9 protein-coding genes and 3 tRNA genes are annotated in these 15,521 nt (G+C 74.1%); 6 read left to right on the top strand and 6 right to left on the bottom strand.

Annotation, left to right across the window (positions count from 1 at the left end; genetic code table 11):
- The first annotated feature begins 2 nt into the window (after positions 1 to 2).
- Positions 3 to 1,025, top strand: a complete 1,023-nt coding sequence (locus AB6L24_RS07270; RefSeq protein ID WP_405657073.1) for a pyridoxal-phosphate dependent enzyme — start codon at positions 3 to 5, stop codon at positions 1,023 to 1,025.
- Positions 1,026 to 1,070: 45 nt separating this feature from the next.
- On the top strand, positions 1,071 to 2,396 hold the full coding sequence (locus tag AB6L24_RS07265; protein WP_405653386.1) for a hypothetical protein: 1,326 nt from the start codon (positions 1,071 to 1,073) through the stop codon (positions 2,394 to 2,396).
- Here the strand turns inward: AB6L24_RS07265 and AB6L24_RS07260 are convergent.
- From AB6L24_RS07260 to AB6L24_RS07250, 3 genes are all read right to left on the bottom strand, one after another.
- Positions 2,380 to 3,411, bottom strand: a complete 1,032-nt coding sequence (locus AB6L24_RS07260; RefSeq protein WP_405653384.1) for an FHA domain-containing protein — start codon at positions 3,409 to 3,411, stop codon at positions 2,380 to 2,382. The genes AB6L24_RS07265 and AB6L24_RS07260 overlap by 17 nt on opposite strands.
- Before the next feature lie 276 nt (positions 3,412 to 3,687).
- A complete protein-coding gene (locus AB6L24_RS07255) occupies positions 3,688 to 6,480 on the bottom strand; it encodes a protein kinase domain-containing protein (protein ID WP_405653382.1) in 2,793 nt (930 codons plus the stop codon).
- 161 nt (positions 6,481 to 6,641) lie between these two features.
- A complete protein-coding gene (locus AB6L24_RS07250; protein WP_405653379.1) occupies positions 6,642 to 7,385 on the bottom strand; it encodes a hypothetical protein in 744 nt (247 codons plus the stop codon).
- A 442-nt stretch (positions 7,386 to 7,827) separates the two neighbouring features.
- Here AB6L24_RS07250 and AB6L24_RS07245 point away from each other — a divergent pair, with 442 nt between their 5' ends.
- Positions 7,828 to 10,803: a hypothetical protein gene (locus AB6L24_RS07245; RefSeq protein WP_405653377.1), complete on the top strand. Its 2,976-nt coding sequence runs from the start codon at positions 7,828 to 7,830 to the stop codon at positions 10,801 to 10,803.
- A 193-nt stretch (positions 10,804 to 10,996) separates the two neighbouring features.
- Here AB6L24_RS07245 and AB6L24_RS07240 read toward each other — a convergent pair.
- The 3 genes from AB6L24_RS07240 to AB6L24_RS07230 form a co-directional block, all read right to left on the bottom strand.
- Positions 10,997 to 11,073: transfer RNA gene (locus tag AB6L24_RS07240), tRNA-Ile, on the bottom strand.
- A gap of 264 nt (positions 11,074 to 11,337) precedes the next feature.
- Positions 11,338 to 11,410, bottom strand: a tRNA-Asn gene (locus AB6L24_RS07235).
- Positions 11,411 to 11,415: 5 nt separating this feature from the next.
- Positions 11,416 to 11,488 (bottom strand) — tRNA-Asn (locus AB6L24_RS07230).
- Positions 11,489 to 11,656: 168 nt separating this feature from the next.
- On the opposite strand from AB6L24_RS07230, the gene AB6L24_RS07225 reads away from it, so the two are divergent.
- From AB6L24_RS07225 to AB6L24_RS07215, 3 genes are all read left to right on the top strand, one after another.
- Positions 11,657 to 11,956, top strand: a complete 300-nt coding sequence (locus AB6L24_RS07225; protein ID WP_380857274.1) for a YtxH domain-containing protein — start codon at positions 11,657 to 11,659, stop codon at positions 11,954 to 11,956.
- A 111-nt stretch (positions 11,957 to 12,067) separates the two neighbouring features.
- A complete protein-coding gene (locus AB6L24_RS07220; RefSeq protein ID WP_125263397.1) occupies positions 12,068 to 13,510 on the top strand; it encodes an FGGY-family carbohydrate kinase in 1,443 nt (480 codons plus the stop codon).
- Between the two features lie 261 nt (positions 13,511 to 13,771).
- Positions 13,772 to 15,505 carry an ABC transporter ATP-binding protein gene (locus AB6L24_RS07215; protein ID WP_380857271.1) on the top strand — a complete coding sequence of 578 codons (1,734 nt, stop codon included), beginning with the start codon at positions 13,772 to 13,774 and terminating at the stop codon, positions 15,503 to 15,505.
- Positions 15,506 to 15,521: the final 16 nt, after the last annotated feature.

Genomic DNA, 15,521 nt, shown 5'->3' with positions numbered 1-15,521 from the left:
CCATGAAGGTCGTGTCGGCGCTCGCGGCGGTCCGCCATCTGCTCGACACGGGCGCGGTACGCCGCGGCGACACCCTCCTCGACAGCTCCAGCGGCATCTACGCGTACGCCCTCGCCCTGGCCTGCCACCGCTACGGCATGCGCTGCCACATCATCGGCTCCACCACCGTCGACCACACCCTGCGCACCCAACTGGGCATCCTGGGCGCCCACTTGGAGCAGATGCCGCCCAGCTCCGACCTGAAGCTGGACCAGAAGCGGCGGGTCGCCCGCGTGCACGAGATCCTGCGCGCGCACCCCGAGTACCACTGGATGCGGCAGTACCACGACGACATCCACTATCTCGGCTACCGCGCGATCGCCGACCGCGTCCGCGCGGCGGCCCCCGCGGACGGCTCGCCGCTCACCCTGGTCGGCGGCGTCGGCTCGGGCGCGTCGACCGGCGCCCTGGCCCGCTATCTGCGCGCGGACGGCGCGGGCCCGGTGCGGCTCGCGGGCGTACAGCCCTTCGGCAGCGTCACGTTCGGCAGCGAGCACGTGGCCGACCCGGAGATCATCATCGCCGGGATCGGCAGCTCGATCCCGTTCGCCAACGTGTCGCACACGGCGTACGACACCGTCCACTGGCTGTCGTTCGACACCGCCCTCGCCGGGAGCGTCGACCTGCTGCGCCGCCACGCCGTCTTCGCGGGCCTGTCCACCGGCGCGAGCTATGCGGCGGCCCGCTGGGAACACGCCCAAGTCCCCGGCGGCACCACGGTGTTCATCGCGGCGGACACCGGCCACCGCTACGTCGACACGGTCTTCGCCCGCCACACCGAAGCCGCCGACCTCGACGGCCTCGCGCCCCGCACGGTGTCCTCCCTGGAGGAACTGGCCCTGCCCTGGTCCCGGATGGAGTGGGCCGGAGCCCGGGCACCCGCCCGGGCGGAGGCGACGGCCGGTCCGGCGCGCGGTCCGGCGCGCGGTCCGGCGCGCGGTCCGGCGCAGGCGGCCTTCCCGGACCCGGCCCGCGGTTTGACATGATCAAGGGAGGGCCTGGCGGGGGCCGGTGGGGTGGGGAGGCTGGGCGTGGGGGCGGACATCGGCGGGGGTGTGGACGCGGGTGCGGGCTTGGGCCCCTGCGCGGACTCGGCTCCCTGGGCGGGGGCGGAGCTGCGCGCGGGCGTGGGCCTGTGTGCGGGCGTGGACCTGGGCGCGGACGTGGGCGTGTGCACGGACCTGGGCTTGTGCACGGACCTGGGCCTGTGCGCGGACCTGGGCCTGTGCGCGGGTGCTGGTCCGCGCACGGGTGCGGACCTGTGCACGGGCATCGACCTGCGTGCGGGTGCGGACCTGCGTGCGGGCGCGGACCTGCGTGCGGGCGCGGACCTGCGTGCGGGTGCGGACCTGCGTGCGAGTGGGGGCCTGCGCGCGGGTGCGGACCTGCGTGTGGGTGGGGGCCTGCGTGTGGGCGTGGGCGTCCGTGACCGGCATGAGGGGCGGCGCGGCCGGCCCTCGCTCGGTGCCCTCCGTGCCGTCACCCAGCGGCTGATCGGCCTGGACTCCACCGGCGGCGGGGCCACCGCCGTCCCCCTCGCGCGGGCGGTCGCGCGCGAGGTGCCCGAGGTGACCGCGGCCCCCGCCGCCCTCGCGGGCGCGGGCAGCGACCGGCTCGCCGTGCTCGCGGAGCTGTGCGAGGTGATCGGGTGGATCCTCTTCGACGCGGGCCACCACGGGGCCGCCCACCGGATGAACGTCCGCGCGCTCGCCCTCGCCGAGCTGTGCGGCGACCGCTGGACGGCCCGCCTCACGCTGCTCAACGACAGCATGCTCCTGACCCACGCCGGGCACCCCCGGGCCGCCCTCGCCGCCGCGGCCCGGGCCCGGGGCCCCCGCCCGCTGCCGCCGCGCGTCGCGGCCCTCGTCCTGATCCGCGAGGCGCACGCGACGGCGATGCTGGGCGCCCGGCGCGAGCCGCTGGACCTCATGGCCCGCGCCGACAGCCTGTTCCTCGACGGCGGCTCGCGGCACGACCCGGCGTGGGCCTGGTGGCTCGACGAGCGGGAGCTGACCGGCCACCGGGGCTGGGTCGCCGCCCGCCTGCGGGACTTCGACCGCGCCGTCCCGCTGCTGCGCAGCGCGGCCACGGCACCCGGCGACCCGTCCTACCGCCACCTGTTCTCGGCCCACCTCCTGGCCGCCCTGACCGGCGCCGGGGCGTGGACCGACGCGGAACGACTCGTCGCGGACCTCGCCCCGCGCGCCGCGGGCCTCGGCTCGGCGCGCACCACCGAGAGCCTGCGGGGCACCGCGCGCCGCCTGCTGCACGGACCCGGTCGCGTCCCGTCGTCCGTGCGGGACGCGGCGGTGTTCCTCCTGGAGTCGCTGGCACCCGCCTCTAGTCGGCGCCCCTGACATCAGCCGTCCCGCATTCGCCCGTACTCGTCCCCGTTCCCGTCCCGCCGTCCTCCCCGTCGTCGTCCATCAGGCACAGGTCCGGCGGGACGAGGGTCGTCGACTCGACCAGGCCCCGCAGCAGGTTGTGCAGGAGGCTGTTGTCGGAGGGGCGGCCGACGGAGTTGTCGTGCAGGAGCGGGTGCGGGAAGCCGCTGTCGTGCAGCCTGCGCCGGACGGCCTCGACGCGGTACTCGATCCTGCGCTCGTTCCAGTTCCTGTCGGGCCGCAGGTAGGCGAGCTGCTGTGCGGCCCTGCTGTACGTCAGGGGGCGCGGCCCCTCCTCGTACAGCAGGTACTCCTGTCCGAGGACGACGAGCAGCAGCCGCTCGTCGTCGTCGAGCGACCAGCGCCTGGGCGGCAGGGTCTCCGCGCCGCGGCGCGCCACGAGACCGGGGTCGTCGGGGCCCGAGACGTACAGCTCGACCAGGTGCTCCCGGTAGCCGGAGCCGCGGACGAACAGCGGGGTGTAGCCGGTGGCGAGCGGCACCGGTTCGGTGCTCGCGTGCAGCATCCGGCCGCGCGGCAGCCGGACGAGTTGCTGCCCGGTGTTGCGCAGCCACCACTGGTGCCCGCGGTACGTCAGCTCCCCGTGCCGGCGGCTCACCATCAGGTCGTGCTCGCCGACGGCCAGGGCGACCTCCGGCAGCTCCCCGCGCCCGAACGCCACGGTCAGGCCGGGGCGCGGGGTCACCCTGACGGCGCCGGTCACCGAGCGCGCGTGCAGGGTGCCGGGGCGTGCGGGGGCGACTCCGCGCGCGAGGCTGGCCTGCGGTGCGAGGGGGGTGGGGGTGGGGGCGTGGCTGTTCGTGGCTCGGCTGCCGCCGGCCTGACTGTCCTTGACCCGGCTGTCCTTGGCCCTGTCGTCCCCGGCCCGGCCGCCCCCAGCTCGCCTGCCCCCGGCCTGACTGTCCCTGGCCCGGCCGTCCCCGGCCCGGCCGCCTCCGGCCTGGCTGTCCTTGCCCTTGTCGGTCATGGTCGGTCTCCCGTCGGCCGCGCGGTCGGTGCTCCGGGTGCGCGTCCCCCGCCTCCCCCGCGCCGCCCTCCCGCCAGTGTGCGGCGCCGGTCCGGGACCCCTCCCGAAGCGGCGCGGCGGGCGCCTTGAGCGGTGCGGCGGTACGCGGCCCGGCCCGTCGGTCGCGTCGACCTCACCGATGTCGTCGGATTCGTCGACCTCATCGGCCCCGTCGACCCCGTCGACTTCCTCGACTTCCTCGACTTCCTCGACTGCGTCGGCATCCTCGGCTGCGCCTCAGTCGGCGCGGAGTTCGGCCTCCACCTTGCCCGCGAAGGAGGTGGCGAGGCGGCGCAGCTTCTTGTCGGACGGGTCGCCGCCGACGGTGACGTTCACCGTCTCGACCGCGTCGTCGCCGCCCGGGTCCGTGTACGTGCGGTGGACGACGCGGACGAGGCAGGTCCGCGGGCCCTCCGCGTCCGGCTGGACGACGGCACGGCGGCCGCCGACGCGGGTGAGGACGCCGTCGTCGCCGGTCGGCGGCTGGCCGCGGTCGAAGCGGACCTCCAGCCACAGGCCGCCGGTGGTGCTCGCCCACTTGCAGTCCCAGCCGCCGAAGCTGACGTCGGGGTCCTTCGCGTCGACGCCGGGCACGGCTTCGAGGTCCTTGGGGCCGAGCAGCGCGCACGCGTCCTCGTGCACGAGGGAGGCGGCGGGCGCGGGCGAACGGCGGGCGATGCGGCCCTCGTTGAGCACGTCGACGGCCTTGGCCGCGGCGGCGTCGGCCATGGGGCAGAGCGGCGCGGTGCCCTCGTCCTGCTTCGCGACGACGGAGATGTTCACGTCCGGGTCCCCCGCGGGCAGCAGCGTGCGCACACAGGCGTCGCTGTCCGCGGCCTCCTTCACCACGCGGACGGTGCCCTCGGTGCGCTGCGGCGCGGGCAGGTCGGAGCCGCCGCCGGTGTCGAAGTGCACCTCGACGTCGACGGGTTCGTCGTCGCCGGTGTCCACGATGACGTCGCAGCGGTCGAAGTTGCCGTAGTCCCGGTCGAGGTCGGCCTCGCCGAACCGCTTGAGCACGGTGGGGTCGGCGAGGGCGCAGGGGTCGGCGGTGCGGTGGTCGCCGACGACGGACCGCCCGGCCCCGCCCGAAGCGGCGGTCCGGTCGCCCGCCTTGCCGTCCGGGTCCCCGCCGCCGTCGTCCGACGCGAGCCGGGGGACGAGGAGGGCGGCGGCGAGTACGAGGACGACGGCTCCCCCGACCACGCCCACGAGCCGGGCCCGGCCGCGCAGCACCTGCCCGAGCGGTCCGACTCCCGGGCGGCTTCGGGCTGCGCCCGGGCGGGGGTCCGGGAGGCCGTGGCCGTCTGCGTGTCCGTGGCGGCCTGAGCCTCCGTGGCCGTCCGCGTGCCCGCCCGCGTGCCCGTGGCGGTCCGCGCCTTGGTGGGGTCCGGCGCTGCTGTGGGCATCCGGGCTGCCGTGGACGGCGGGACTTCTGTGACCGCCCGAGCTTCCGTGTGCGTCCGGACTCCCATGACCGCCCGGGCTCCCCTGACCGCCCGAACTCCCGTGTGCGTCCGGGCTTTCGCGTACGTCCGGACCTCCATGGCCGACCGGACTCCCCTGGCCACCCGAACTCCCGTGACCGCCCGGGCTTTCGCGTACGTCCGGACCTCCATGGCCGACCGGACTCCCCTGGCCACCCGAACTCCCGTGACCGCCCGGGCTCCCGTGCCCGCCCGAACCCCCGTGTGCGTCCGGGCTTTCGCGTACGTCCGGACCTCCACGGCCGACCGGACTCCCCTGGCCACCCGAACTCCCGTGACCGCCCGGGCTCCCCTGGCCACCCGAACTCCCGTGACCGCCCGGGCTCCCCTGTCCGCCCGAACCCCCGTGAGCACCCGCACCGGCGTGAAGGTCACCTCCGCCGTCTACATCCCCTTGGCCACCCGGCCCCCTGCGGGCACCCCCACCGGCCCGCAGGCCCGCACCCCCGTCACCGTCCACACCTCCACGACCGCCCGCAGCACCCCCCTGGCCGCCGATCACCCCGCCCCCGGCCCCTGTTCCCGCGGCCTCATCCACCCCCAGGTCCGCGCCCGCGCCCGCCGCAGCCCCATCCACCCCGGGGCCCGCGCTCGCCCCACTCCCCTCCACGTCCCTCTCGGTCTCCGGTAACTCCCGCGTGGACGCGGCCAACTCCGCCGTGGCGGCGAGCTCCCCGTCCCCTTCCTCGACTCCCTCCCCTGCCTCCCTTGCCTCCCCTGCCTCCACACCGAACGCGAGTGCCCCCGCGCCCGACTCCCGGGCGGGAAGGGGCTCCTGGCGGCCCGCGTGCTCCTCCAGGAGGCGCACCGCCTCCGCCGCGTCCGGGCGGTCGGCCGGGTCCGGGGCGAGCATCGGCGGCAGGACGTCGGCGAGCGGGCCGATGTCGGCGTCGAGGACGACCTCGCCGCGGGCGGCCTGCCGTTCGGCGACGTAGGGGTCGATGCCGCGTCCGGCGTGCGGGCGGGGCGGGCGGCCGGTGACGATGTCGTACAGGAGGGCGGCGAGGGAGAAGACGTCGGAGGCCGGTTCGGGGTGGCCGCGGACGACCTCGGGGGCGGCGTAGTCCGGGGTGTAGCCGACCATGCCGGGCGGCGTGATGGTCTCCTGGCCGCCGTAGCGGTACGCGGCGCCGAAGTCCGCGAGCTTGGCGAGGCCTTCGGGGGTGACGACGACGTTGGCGGGCTTCACGTCGCCGTGCACGATGCCCCGGGCGTGCAGGGCGGCCAGGGCGTCGGCGATCTGGGCGCCGACGCGGGCGGCGCGCGCCGGACCGAGCGGCGGCCGCCGGTCGAGGCTGCCCCCGGAGACGTACTCCATGACGAGCCAGAACGCCGAAGAACCAGCCGCGGCGGCGGGACCGGCGGCCGGGACAGTGAGGACGTCGTGCAGCGTGACGACGTGCGGATGGCTGAAGCGGGCCAGCGCGCGGGCCTCCGACTCCAGGCGGCCGACGGCGGCGCCGGGCTCGTCGGCGGCGTGCATCCGCTTGAGGACGACATCGCGCGGCAACCGCAGATCGCGGGCCAGCCACACCTCGCCCATGCCCCCGCGCAGGGGACCCCTCAGTAACCGGTAGCGCCCTCCGACGGTAGTGCCCAGGCGCACTCCGACTCCCCCTCACCCGTGTCACCCATGGCCCGAACCCCGCTGCCTGCCGAGCGGGATCCGAACCTACTGGGTGCGCAGGGCGCCCCACACGTCCTTCACGGGATGTTCGCGCCCCGCCCGCCTCTCCTGCGAACGACTTCGGCCACGGCGACGACGGCGACGCAGACCACCCCCGGCACCACCATGATCATCACGGGGGACAGCAGGGCGGCCGCGGGCCCGTCGAGGTCGTCGAGGGCGCCGCCGAGCAGCAGCGCGAAGAAGCCGACGGCGGTGACGACCATCGCGGCCAGGCCGGCCGCGATGCCGCGCAGCCAGGCGGTGCCGCGGTCGGCGGAGCGCCGGGCCCGCGCGATCCGTGCGGCGACCTCGGGCCGGGCCCGCCAGTCGGCGCCGCGCCGCAGCTCCCACAGGGCGCGCAGTTCGCGTACGTCCTCGTGGAAGGCGAAGAGGTTGCGGCTGTTGAGGTGCGGCAGCAGGATCCGGTGGCCCTGGTGGTCGTAGAGGTGGACGAACTCCCGGACCACGCCGGCGTCGACGGTCGCGGTCGGGTTGCCCTCGACCTCGATGGCCTGCACGTCCCGCCAGGTGACGAAGCGCTTGCCGAACGGCCCCCGCGCCTCGACGCCTGCGGGCCCGGTGACGGTGGCACTGCGCCGGAACGCGACGTGGATCAGGGCGTACAGCACCACGAGCAGCACGGGCAGCCCGAGGAGCATCCACAGCGGCGCCCCGCTGCGCGCGAGCTGCGCGAGCCCCGCGGTGATCCCCACGAGCCCGAGCCCCGGCAGCCCGAGCCCCCGCGCGCCCATCCCGGCCCGGTACTCGGGATAGTGCACGTCCCCGCTCCCGCGTCCGTCATCCGCCACAGATCCCACGTGCCGACCTCGCCGTCGCCTCGAACCGCCCACCGGGGACGGCACGGTAGAGGGGGCGAGCCGGGACGGGTCCCGACGGCGGGGGCGCGGCGCCCGCGCAGGGGGCGGCGGGCGCCTACGGAGTGGTCGTGGCCGGAATCAGTGCGTCGGCCCCGGAGGGCGTACGGACGCGGAGGTCTTCCAGGACTGCGTCCTCACGTTCCCGGACCGGGCAGGCTGATGCAGACGGTGCGGCCGCCTTCGCGCAGCCGCCCGCGCGGCCCTGCGAGGCGTCGGCGGACCGGTCGGCGGCCCTCGGGCGCGGAGACAGGGCCTTTCAGGTGAAACGTGCGCTTAACGCCTTGTCGTAGCGGCCGAAGCCGCCCGCCACCGGCCCACAGTTGACGCGTCCTCAGGTCCCCTCGTGGTCGGAAGTGCCGTGGTCCCCATCGCCCACCGGTACCGTCGCGCGCTCGTCGCCGCGGTGGCCGTGCTCGTCGCCGCCCTCGCGGCGCTCGCCCTCGTGCCCCACGACAGCGAGGCCCGCGCCGACCCCCGGATGAGCGTCCGGCTCGACCCGGGCACGTCGCCGGTGCCCGCGGGCGACCACGTGACGTACAACGGGTTCATCCAGTGCTCGATCCCCGGCGACTGCCAGTCGGTGACCGTGACCTTCACACCCCCGCCCGGCGCCTCCGGCAAGGGCGTGGTGTCGCAGCCCTACCCGCCGGGCGTCACCGGCGTGACCGCCGACGACGACGGCACCGTGACCGTCACGTACAGCTCCATCGCCAGCGGGCAGAGCTCCCAGCTCACCGTCAGCTGGCCCACCGAGGACTACTGGACGCCGCCCGGCGACCAGAGGGCGGGGATGTCGGCGACCGCCACCAACGGTGACGGCACCCCGAGCGCCGACGACGCCGTCGTCGAGGTGACCGCCGAGCCGAACCCGGCGATCCGCAAGGAGGGCCCGTCCCGCGCCCGGCCAGGCGAGACGATCACGTACAAGGTCACCGCCACCAACGACCCCCGCAACGCCAACCGCCCGCGCGGCAACCTCGCCCTGGAGAACGCCGTCCTCACCGACGTGCTCCCCGAGGGCGTCGACCTCGTCGACGCCACCCCCGCGGGCTACACCTACGACGCGGCGACGCGCACGATCTCCTGGCCCGTCGACACCGAACCCGACCGGCCCGGCGACCAGTTGGCGCAGGTGGAGAGCTTTCCCTACGGCGTCGTGCACGAGATCCGCGTGAAGGTCCGCGACGGCGTCGCCGACGGCACCACCCTCACCGACACCGCGTCCGTCACCGGCGACCCGTTCGGGCCCGAGACCGAGAAGGTCACCAAATCCGACACGGCCGACACCGTCGTCGGCTCCGGCGGCGGCGAGGTGTCCGGCACCCTCGACAAGTCCGTCGACCCGCCGCTCGCCGCGAACGGCCAGCGCGTCTCGTACGTCCTGCGCTTCGCGAACACCGGCACCGACGCCGCCGACGCCCGCATCGGCGACACCCTGCCCGCCGGGTTCGACCCCCAGACCCTCCGCCTGTCCACCCCGTCCGGCGGGGCCCACGACGGCGACTGGTCGGTGGTCGTGACCCGGCGCGACGGCAGCACCGAGACCGTCAGACCGTCCGGGCAGACCGTCGACGTGAGCGGCCTCGGCGACCTCGTCTCCGTACGCGTAGACGTGCCGCGCCTGCCCGCGGGCACCAACCTCGTCGTGCAGATCTCCGGCCGCGCCGACGGCTCCGAGGTCCCCGGCGGCAGCGGCGACGTCGACAACTGCGCCCGCCTCGGCCTCACCGGCGGCAGCGGCACCGCCGAGGAGGAGTCCTGCGCCGGCTTCCACATCGAGCCGGAGGTCTCCCAGCCCGATCTTTCCAAGTCCACCGAGCCGGCGCCCGTCGGCCCCGGCGGCGGCCACACCTGGACCGTGACCCTCACCAACGACCGCTACCGCACCGGCTCCTCACCGCTGCGCCCCCGCTTCGTGGACCTCGTGCCCCGCCAGCTCGCCTATGTGAAGGGCTCCTGGACCCTCGCCGACGGCCAGCCCGCCTACTGCCCCGCGGGCGACCGCTTCACCGAGACGGTCACCGACGGACCCACGATCCCCGGCGGCCGCACCCGCGTCGAGCTGACCGCCGAGCCCGGCGCCGAGATCCCCGCCGACGACTCCGCCTGCGTCTACACCTTCCGTACGACCGTCGAGCCCGGCGTCGCCAGCGGCACCTACGGCGGCTCACCGGGCGAGGCCGACTACGCGGGCAACCGCGCCGGGCTCTACGACGCCGAGCGGCCGATCAACACCCGCACCACCGACCGGCACGACATCGACGGCGACGGCGACACCGGCGAGAACGTCGCCGAGGCCACCGACGACTTCGCCGTCGCCGAGTCCTCCGCGCTGTTCGTCACCAAGGAGGTCAAGGGCGACGAGGACGACGCGTTCAAGGGCTCGGCGGAGGTCCCCGGCAAGGAGGACGAGGTCGGCCGGTCGACGATCGGCGGCACCGTCGAGTACCGCACCGTGCTCGGCAACATGGGCAACACCGCCCTCACCAACGTCGTCGCCTACGACCTGCTGCCCGCCCCCGGCACCACCGGCGTCACCAGCGGCCGGTACGGGGACGACGTCACCAGCGAGTGGCGCCCACGGCTCACCGGCCCGATCGACACGGGCTCCGCCCCCGTGACCCTCACCTACTCGGACAAGGCCGACCCGTGCCGCCCCGAGATGGACAACACCCCGGACGACAGCGCCCCCTTCCAGTGCGAAGGACGCCCCGACCCGTCCTTCCTGCCCGCGGGCCAGGTCACCGACTGGAGCCGGATCCGCTCGGTCCGCTTCGACTTCGGCGACCATGTGTTCTCGGCCGGCGAGCGCTACACGCTGCGCTGGCTCATGGACGTGCCCGAGCGCGGCCCCGACGGGCCCTTCGAGGGCGGCGAGCGCACCTGGAACAAGATCGCCATCGCCGGCGACCGCCGCCGGCCCGACGGCTCGACGCGCCGCCTGCTCGCGACGGAGGCCCCGTGGGTGGTGGCCGAGCTAAGCCCCACCCCGTCCCCGTCCCCGTCCCCATCTCCGTCAGAGTCCCCGTCCCCGTCCCCTTCACCCTCGGACTCCCCTTCACCGTCCCCGTCGGACTCCCCGTCGCCGTCACCCTCACCGTCGGACTCCCCGTCACCCTCGCCGTCGGACTCCCCGTCCCCGTCGCCGTCGGACACCCCGTCCCCCTCACCGTCGGAGACGACCCCCACACCGCCGCTGCCGGACACCGGGTCCGGGGGCGTGTGGATGGCATCGGGGGTCGCCGCGGCGCTGCTCGCGGCGGGGACGTTGCTCGCGGCGATCGCGCACCGGCGGCGAGAGGCACGCGACGAGCTGTGAGGTGGGCTCTCCCGGGGCGGGCGGGCCCCGGGAGCCGGGGCGCGGGAAGCGCGTCCCGGACTTTCACACCAACGAGTCGATCACCGCGGAACGCCCGGCTGACGCCGGGTCCTGACAGCAGTCGACCCCGGCCGACAAGGTCGGTCCGGGGTCGGAGAAAGCCAGCTCAGATCGTTTCTGCACCTGTGCCGGGTGGTGGGGCGGGTGGGACTCGAACCCACGGCCGACGGATTATGAGTCCGCTGCTCTAACCGGCTGAGCTACCGCCCCTAACGGCGCGTCGCGCACATTTGTGCGCGCCGTCTGCCGCAGCATAGCCGCTCATACGATCTCCTGCTCCGGCTGGTCGGCTATGCACGACCATGAGGACCCCGCTGCGGCCCGCGCGGTTCCACCGGGGGCGAAACAAGCACGTACGAGGGATCGTTGAGGGTGGATCCGGGACGGGTACGGGACGGGTCCGGGACGGGTCCGGGCATGTGAGAAGGCCCCCGGCGCGTCGCGAACGAACGCTTCAGGGGCCCTCTCGAACAGCTCTCCCGACTGGACTCGAACCAGTAACCTGCCGGTTAACAGCCGGCTGCTCTGCCAATTGAGCTACAGGAGACCGCGCTCCCCCGACTGGACTCGAACCAGTAACCTGCCGGTTAACAGCCGGCTGCTCTGCCAATTGAGCTACAGGGGAATGACCCGTGGTGACGGAGTCACTGCAACAATGTCACCTACCTGGGGATTCCCGGGCGGCGTGCGCTCGCTGCGACACATACATTAGCGCAAGCAGGGGGGTGCTCCGCCAATCGGTATCCCCTGCGACCGACGTCGGGACAGTCGAGGCAAGGGAAGGGTGGCCGTCATGCGCTACCGGCTCACATTCGTGGCAGGTCTGGCACTCGGGTACGTGCTCGGGACCCGGGCCGGACGCGAGCGTTACGAGCAGCTGAAGAAATCGGTCCGCGAGATCTCCCAGAACCCCGCCGTCCGCAACACCGTGGAGTCCGCCGCCCAGCAGGGCAGGGACGTCGCGGGCAAGGCCTTCCACTCGGTGTCGGAGAAGGTCGGCGACCGGATGCCGGACTCCGTGGCCGACCGGGTGCGGTCGCTGCGCGAGCGCGGGCAGGGCGCGGAGGACGACTGGGGCACCAGCAATACATAGCCGGTGCGCTGCGTGCGCCGGGCGCGCCTTCGCCGCCCGGTCACCTGCGACGACGTGCCCCGTACGGACAGCCGTGCGGGGCATCGTCCGTTGTGCGGCAGAATCCTCGGCATGGGGATAGTCGCGGGGTTGGACAGTTCGCCCGAATTCACACGCATCGTGGTCTGTGACGCCGACACGGGTGCCGTACTCAGGCAGGGCTATGCCCCGCATCCGGTGGAGGCCCCGGAGGGCGGCGGGAAACCGACGGACGTCGACCCGCAGGCCTGGCTGCTCTCGCTCGGCGAGGCGGCCGGCGGCGGACTGCTCGAAGGCGTGCAGGCGATCGGCGTGTGCGCGCAGCAGCACGCCCTCGTCCCGCTCGACTCGCAGGGCAACACGGTCCGCCCCGCCCTCGTCGGCAACCACCCGCGCGCCCAGGTCGCCGCCGCCGACCTCGTCGACGGACTCGGCGGCCGCCAGGCGTGGGCCCAGGCGGTGGGCTGCGTACCGCAGGCCCCGATGCCCGTGACGAAGCTGCGCTGGCTGGCCCGGCACGAGCCGGAGGCCGCGCTGCGCACCCAGATGCTCATGCAGGCCCACGACTGGCTGGTGTGGCAGTTGCTCGGGCGGCCCGCGCGCCGCACCACCGACCGGGGCGGGGCCTCAGGCACCGGGTACTGGTCGGCGGCGACCGGTTCCTACCGCCCGGACCTGGTGGAGCTGGCCCTCGGGCATCAGGCGATGCTGCCGGAGGTCATCGGTCCGGCGGATGCCGCGGGTACGACGCCGGAGGGGCTGCTGATCTCGGCCGGCACCGGCGAGACCATGGCCGCCGCGTTCGGGCTCGGGGTGCAGCAGGGCGACGCCGTCGTCTCGCTCGGCGCCTCCGGGTCCGTGATGGCGGTGCACCACGAGGCGCTGGTCGACCCGAGCGGGACGATCACGTCGCTGGCCGACGCCACCGGCATGCACCTGCCGGTCGTGCACACCCTCAACGCCGTACGGGCGCTGCGCGGCACCGCCGAGATGCTGGGCCTGCCCGACCTCGAAGCGCTGTCCGACCTGGCCCTGAAGTCGACGCCCGGCGCCCACGGCCTCGTCCTGCTCCCCTATCTGGAGGGGGAGAAGACGCCGAGCCTGCCGCACGCGGCGGGCACCCTGACCGGCCTTCGGCGCGAGTCGATGAAGCCCGAGCACCTGGCGCGCGCCGCGTTCGAGGGCATGCTGTGCGGGCTCGGCGACGCCCTCGACGTGCTGCGCGGGCGGGGCGTCGAGGTGCGGCGCGTGTTCCTGCTCGGCCCCGCCGCCGATCTGCCCGCGGTGCGGGCGATGGCGCCGATGCTGTTCGGCACGCAGGTCGTGGTCGTACAGCCCGCGGACTACGCGGCGATCGGCGCGGCGCGGCAGGCCGCCTGGGCGCTGACCGGGCAGCTGCCGCTGTGGCAGGGCGCGGTGTCGCAGGTCTTCGAGCCCGGCGAGGAGCTGGCCGTGGGGCAGGCGGTGCGGCAGCAGTACGTGACGGTGCGGGAGCAGGCGCATCCGGGGGCGTTCTCGGGGACGCCGGTCGCCTGAGCCGCCTCTCCCCCCCTCCCGGTCATTGCCAGGGACCCGGTCGACAGCGTTCGGCCGGGTCGGTCGCTTTGCTGCGGAATTGGACATTCCGCAGCGCAGCGTGAGTGAGCCGAAGCGTTCAGTGTGCCCAGTTCTTGACCAAGGCTGATTTTTGACCGGGTCATGGGTTAATCGGTTGCACGGGGGCGGGTGCGGTGGCGCAGGATGGTGGGCGACTTCGTCGACGCCTCCCACCGTCCAAGACCCAGCCGAGAGACGAGCGTGCTCATACGACTCCTGCGGACCCATCTGGGTCCGTACCAGAAGCCCATCGCCTTGCTGGTGCTCCTGCAGTTCCTGCAGACCTGCGCCTCGCTCTATCTCCCCACTCTGAACGCCGACATCATCGACAACGGTGTCATCAAGGGGGACACCGGATACATCCTGTCGTTCGGTGCCCTGATGCTCGCCGTCACCGTGGGCCAGATGGTGTGCAACATCGGCGCCGTCCTGTACGGCGCCCGCACCGCGGCCGCCGTCGGCCGGGACGTCCGGGGCGCCGTGTTCGACCGGGTGCAGTCCTTCTCCGCGCGGGAGCTCGGCCAGTTCGGGGCGCCCACGCTGATCACGCGGACGACCAATGACGTCCAGCAGGTCCAGATGCTCGTCCTGATGGCGTTCACGCTGATGGTGTCGGCGCCGATCATGTGCGTCGGCGGCATCGTGATGGCGCTCGGCCTCGACGTGCCGCTGTCGTCGGTGCTGCTCGCCGTGGTGCCGGTGCTCGGCATCAGCGTCAGCCTGATCGTGCGCCGACTGCGGCCGCTGTTCCGCACCATGCAGGAGCGCCTGGACACGGTGAACCGGGTCCTGCGCGAGCAGATCACCGGCAATCGCGTCATCCGCGCCTTCGTCCGCGACTCCTACGAGAAGGAGCGCTTCCGGGGCGCCAACGCCGAGCTGACCGAGGTCTCGGTGAGCTCCGGCAAGCTGCTCGCGCTGATGTTCCCGATCGTCATGACGGTGGTGAACCTGTCGTCGATCGCCGTCGTCTGGTTCGGCGCGCACCGCATCGACGACGGCGACATGCAGATCGGCGCGCTCACCGCGTTCCTCGCCTATCTCATGCAGATCGTCATGTCCGTGATGATGGCCACCTTCATGTTCATGATGATCCCGCGGGCCGAGGTGTGCGCCGAGCGCATCCAGGAGGTCCTGGACACCGACACCAGCGTGGTGCCCCCGGCGGAGCCGGTGCGGGAGCTGCGCGGCCACGGCCATCTGGAGCTGCGCGGCGCCGGCTTCCGCTACCCGGGCGCCGAGGAGCCGGTGCTCAAGGCCATCGACCTGGTCGCGCGCCCCGGCGAGACGACCGCCGTGATCGGGTCGACGGGCAGCGGCAAGTCGACGCTCCTCGGCCTCGTGCCGCGGCTCATGGACGCCACCGAGGGCGAGGTCCTGGTGGGCGGCGTCGACGTGGCCGCCGTCGAGCCCGCGCTGCTCGCCCGCACCGTCGGACTCGTACCGCAGAAGCCGTATCTGTTCGCCGGGACCGTGGCGAGCAATCTGCGGTACGGCAATCCGGACGCGACGGACGAGGAGCTGTGGCACGCCCTGGAGGTGGCGCAGGCCAAGGAGTTCGTGACGGGGCTCGCGGAGGGGCTCGACGCGCCGATCGCGCAGGGCGGCTCCAATGTGTCCGGCGGTCAGCGGCAGCGCCTGTCCATCGCGCGGACGCTGGTGCAGCGGCCGGAGATCTACCTCTTCGACGACTCCTTCTCCGCGCTCGACTACGCCACCGACGCGGCCCTGCGGGCCGCGCTCACCGAGGAGACCCGGGAGGCGACCGTCGTGATCGTCGCCCAGCGGGTGTCCACCATCCGTGACGCCGACCGCATCGTGGTCCTCGACGAGGGCCGGGTCGTCGGCACGGGCCGCCATCACGAGCTGATGGACGACAACGAGACGTACCGGGAGATCGTCCTCTCCCAGCTGACGGAAGCGGAGGCCGCGTAATGCCGCCTGGTGGCAT

It is taken from the genome of Streptomyces sp. RK9 (assembly GCF_045070545.1).
GTDB lineage: Bacteria > Actinomycetota > Actinomycetes > Streptomycetales > Streptomycetaceae > Streptomyces > Streptomyces alboflavus.
Note: the sequence above shows the minus strand (reverse complement) of the source record. Positions and strands in the feature narration are given on the sequence as shown.